3 protein-coding genes are annotated in these 4242 nt (G+C 78.5%); all 3 read left to right on the top strand.

Translation table 11 applies throughout. The features are described from left to right. The coding region (locus EJK16_RS11265) for an FtsW/RodA/SpoVE family cell cycle protein (protein WP_370276022.1) at nucleotides 1-1303 on the top strand (1303 nt) is incomplete at its 5' end. Beyond that, complete coding sequence (locus tag EJK16_RS11260) at nucleotides 1296-2474, top strand: glycosyltransferase (protein WP_127129355.1); 1179 nt, start codon at nucleotides 1296-1298, stop codon at nucleotides 2472-2474. The genes EJK16_RS11265 and EJK16_RS11260, both read left to right, overlap by 8 nt. After that, a complete protein-coding gene (gene murC / locus EJK16_RS11255) occupies nucleotides 2467-3945 on the top strand; it encodes a UDP-N-acetylmuramate--L-alanine ligase (RefSeq protein ID WP_370276021.1) in 1479 nt (492 codons plus the stop codon). The genes EJK16_RS11260 and murC overlap by 8 nt, the downstream gene beginning before the upstream one ends. Nucleotides 3946-4242: the final 297 nt, after the last annotated feature.

The raw sequence follows: 4242 nt of genomic DNA, 5'->3' as shown, positions 1-4242 counted from the left end.
CGCGGCGCGCCCCGCGCGCGGGCGCATCGCCGCCACCCGCACGGGCGCGGCCCGTCCCGGCGCCGCCCGCGCCGGCGGCACCGCAGCCGGGGCGGCCACGAAGGCTGCCGCGGGGTGGGCGCAGATACCCGCCCTGAGCTACTACCTCGTGGCGGGCTCGGCGCTGCTGCTCCTCGCGATCGGCGTCGTCATGATCCTCTCGGCCTCCACGATCGAGTCCATCCGCGACAACGACGGCAACCCCTACGCGGAGTTCCTCGGCCAGGCCAAGTTCGTCCTCATCGGCCTGCCGCTGGCCGCCGTGGCCTCGCGGATCCCCGTGCACGTCTACCGCCGGCTCGCGTGGCCGGCGTTCGTCGCCACCGTCGCGCTGCAGCTGCTCATCTTCTCCCCGCTCGCGCGGGCCCAGAACGGCAACGTCAACTGGATCTACATCCCCGGCATCGGGCAGTCCGTCCAGCCCTCGGAGTTCCTCAAGCTCGCGCTCGCCCTGTGGCTCGGGCTCGTCCTGGCCCGCAAGGGCCGGCTCCTGGACGAGTGGCGGCACGCGCTCGTCCCGGGCGCGATCGGCGCGGCGCTGGCGATCGGCCTGGTCCTCGCCGGCCACGACATGGGCACCGTCATCATCATGGCCGTCCTCGTGGTGGGGGCGTACTTCGTGGCCGGCCTGCCGATGAAGTGGTTCGGCTATGCCGGCGTGGGGGCCGCGGGCGTGGCCACCTTCCTCGTCGTCGGGTCCGCGTCCCGCATGCACCGCGTCGGCGTCTTCCTCGGCCTGGCCGAGGCCGACCCGTCCGGTGCGGGGTTCCAGACCCGCCACGGACTGTGGGGCCTGGGCACCGGCGGCGTCTCCGGCGTCGGGCTCGGCGCCTCCCGCGAGAAGTGGTCGTACCTGCCCGAGGCGCACAACGACTTCATCTTCGCCATCCTCGGGGAGGAGCTGGGCCTGCTCGGCACGCTGGTCGTCCTCACCCTGTTCGGCGTGCTCGCCGTCGGCATGTTCCGCGTCGTCCAGCGCCACCGCGACCCCTTCGCGCAGATCACGACGGCGGCCATCGCGTCGTGGATCCTGGCGCAGGCGCTGGTCAACATCGGCGTCGTCATCGGCCTGCTCCCCGTCATCGGCGTCCCCCTGCCGCTGGTCTCCGCCGGCGGGTCCGCCATGATCTCCACCCTCATCGCCGTGGGCATCGTGCTCGCCTTCGCGCGCTCCGAGCCGGGCGCCACCCAGGCCCTGGCGCTGCGCCGCGGCATGGTCCGCCGCTCCCTGGCCGTCGTCTCGAGGAGGCCCCGCCGTGGCTGAGGTCGCCCCGTCCGCGCCCGCGGCCGTGCGCGTGCTGCTCGCGGGCGGCGGGTCCGCCGGGCACGTCAACCCGCTCCTGGCCACCGCCACCGCGCTGGCCGCCCTGCCGGGCGGCGCGGAGCTGACGGTGCTCGGCACCGCGTCCGGCCTCGAGCGCACGCTCGTGCCCGAGGCCGGCCTCGACCTCCGGCTGGTCCCGCGGGCGGCCCTCCCGCGCCGCCCCTCCGCCGACCTCCTGCGCCTGCCCGGGCGCCTGGCCGGTGCCGTCCGCGCGGCGGGCGCGGCGATCGCCGAGTCCCGCGCCGAGGTCGTGGTCGGGTTCGGCGGGTACGTCTCGACCCCCGCCTACCTGGCCGCGCGGCGCCGGGGCGTGCCCGTGGTCATCCACGAGCAGAACGCGCGGCCCGGGCTGGCGAACCGGCTCGGGGCCCGCTGGGCCGCCGCCGTCGCCCTGACGTTCGCCTCCACGCCCCTGCGCGCCGCGCACGGGCGTACCGAGGTCACCGGGCTGCCGCTGCGCACCCCCATCGCGGCCCTGGTCGCCGACCGCGCCAGCGCCGGGGACGCCGCCGCCCGCCGCGCCGACGCCGCAGGGCGGCTCGGCCTCGACCCCGGCCGGCCCACGCTGCTCGTCACCGGCGGTTCCCTCGGCGCGCTGCGCCTGAACGAGGCCGTGGCCGGCGCGGCGGCCGACCTCGTCGGTGCCGGCGCCCAGGTGCTGCACCTGACGGGACGCGGCAAGGACGAGCCGGTGCGCGCCGCCGTCGCCGCGGCCGCCCTCGCCGACCCGGCGGTCGCCGAGCGCTACCACATGCGCGAGTACCTCAGCGCGATGGAGCTCGCCTACGCCTGCGCCGACCTCGTCCTGTGCCGCTCCGGCGCCGGGACGGTCAGCGAGCTCGCCGCCCTCGGCCTGCCCGCCGTGTACGTCCCGCTGCCCGTGGGCAACGGCGAGCAGCGCCTCAACGCCGCTGACGTCGTCGCGGCCGGCGGCGGCGTGCTCGTCGCCGACGCCGACCTCGACGCCGCCTGGGTGCGCCGCCGCGTCACCGCGCTGCTGGGCGACCCGACGGCGCTGGCGGCCATGGCGGCGGCCGCCGCCGGCGCCGGGCCCGCCGACGGCGCGGCCCGCCTGGCCGCCCTCGTGGTCGAGGCGGCAGGCCGTGGCTGAGCGCTTCCACCTCATCGGCGTCGGGGGCGTCGGCATGGCCGCCGTCGCCGAGCTCCTCGCCGCCCGCGGGCACGAGGTCTCCGGCTCCGACCAGCGCGACTCCGACACCCTGGCGCGGCTGCGCGCCCTCGGCGTGCGCACGCACGTCGGGCACGACGCGGCCCACGTGCCCGGCGCCGCCGCCGTCGTGGTCTCCACCGCCGTCCGCGAGACCAACCCCGAGCTCGTGGCCGCCCGCGAGCGTGGCCTGCCGGTGCTGCACCGCTCCCAGGCGCTCGCCCTCGCGGCCGCGGGCCGGGACCTCGTGGCCGTGGCCGGCGCCCACGGCAAGACCTCGACGTCGGCGATGCTGGCCGTCGCGCTGCGCGAGGCGGGCCAGGACCCCTCGTACGCCATCGGCGGCACCGTGCTGTCCCTCGGGACGGGCGCGCACCTGGGCCAGGGCGACGCGTTCGTGGCCGAGGCCGACGAGTCCGACGGCTCCTTCCTCAACTACGCCCCCCGCGTCGCGGTGGTGACGAACATCGAGCCCGACCACCTGGACCACTACGGGTCGGAGGCCGCCTTCCGGCAGGCCTTCGAGGACTTCGCCGCCCGGATCACCCCTGGCGGGCTGCTCGTCGCCTGCGCCGACGACCCCGGCTCCCTCGACCTGGCCCGGCACGCCCGGGACCACGGCACCCGGGTGGTCACCTACGGCACCGGCGAGTCGCCCTGGGCGGGAGACGCGCCGGTCCCAGACGCGCGCGCTCTAGACGCGGGGACCCGTGCGGCGGCCCCCGGCGCACCCGCCCCCGGCACGGCCGCGCACGTCCAGGTCCGCGGGCTCGAGCTGACGCCCGCCGGCGCCCGCGCGCGGCTGCACACGCGAACCGACGTGCCCGACGTGCCCCTCGAGCTGGCCGTCGGCGGCGCGCACATGGCGCTGAATGCCGCGGCGGCGTGGTGCGCGGGCGTCGAGGTCGGCGTCGAGCCCGGGGCCATGGCGCGCGCGCTGGGCGCCTTCACGGGAACGGGACGCCGCTTCGAGCACAAGGGCGCCGCGGGGGGCGTGCGCGTGGTCGACGACTACGCCCACCACCCCACCGAGGTGGCCGCGACGCTGCGCACCGCCCGCCTCGCCGCGGGCGGCGGCCGCGTGCTCGTCGTCTTCCAGCCGCACCTGTACTCGCGCACCCGGGAGTTCGCCGAGGCGTTCGGCGCCGCGCTGGCGCTGGCCGACGAGGTCGTGGTCACAGACGTCTACGGCGCCCGCGAGGACCCGGTGCCCGGCGTCGACGGCTCGCTCCTGACCGCGGCCATGGCACGCCAGGGGGCGGGGGAGCGCGGCCGGTACGTCGCCGACCGCCTCGAGGCGGCGCGCACCGTCGCGGACCTCGCCAGGCCGGGGGACCTGCTCCTGACCCTCGGCGCGGGCGACGTCACGGAGCTCGGCGCGGTGATCCTCGCCAGGCTCGAGGACCACGCATGAGGCCGCCCGCCGCCCCCCGCCAACCACGCCGGACCCCGACCGACCCCGAGCCGGCGGCGCCCGCCCGGCCCGGGCGCGCGCCCGCGTCCACGCCGAGGCGGAGCCCGCGGAAGGCGGCCACGCCCGCCGGCGCGCCCACCCGGTCCGGTGCCGGGCCGGGCGCCGGGCGCGCGGACAGCGCGTCGGGCACCGCCCGGGGGGACGGCGCCTCGCGCCCGTCCGCCGCACGAGCCGGTGCGCCCCCGGCCCCCCGCCCGGGTGCCGTGCGCCGGCCCGCGGGGACGGCCCTCGCCGAGA

The organism is Georgenia sp. SYP-B2076 (genome assembly GCF_003991205.1).
GTDB lineage: Bacteria > Actinomycetota > Actinomycetes > Actinomycetales > Actinomycetaceae > Georgenia.
Note: the sequence above shows the minus strand (reverse complement) of the source record. Positions and strands in the feature narration are given on the sequence as shown.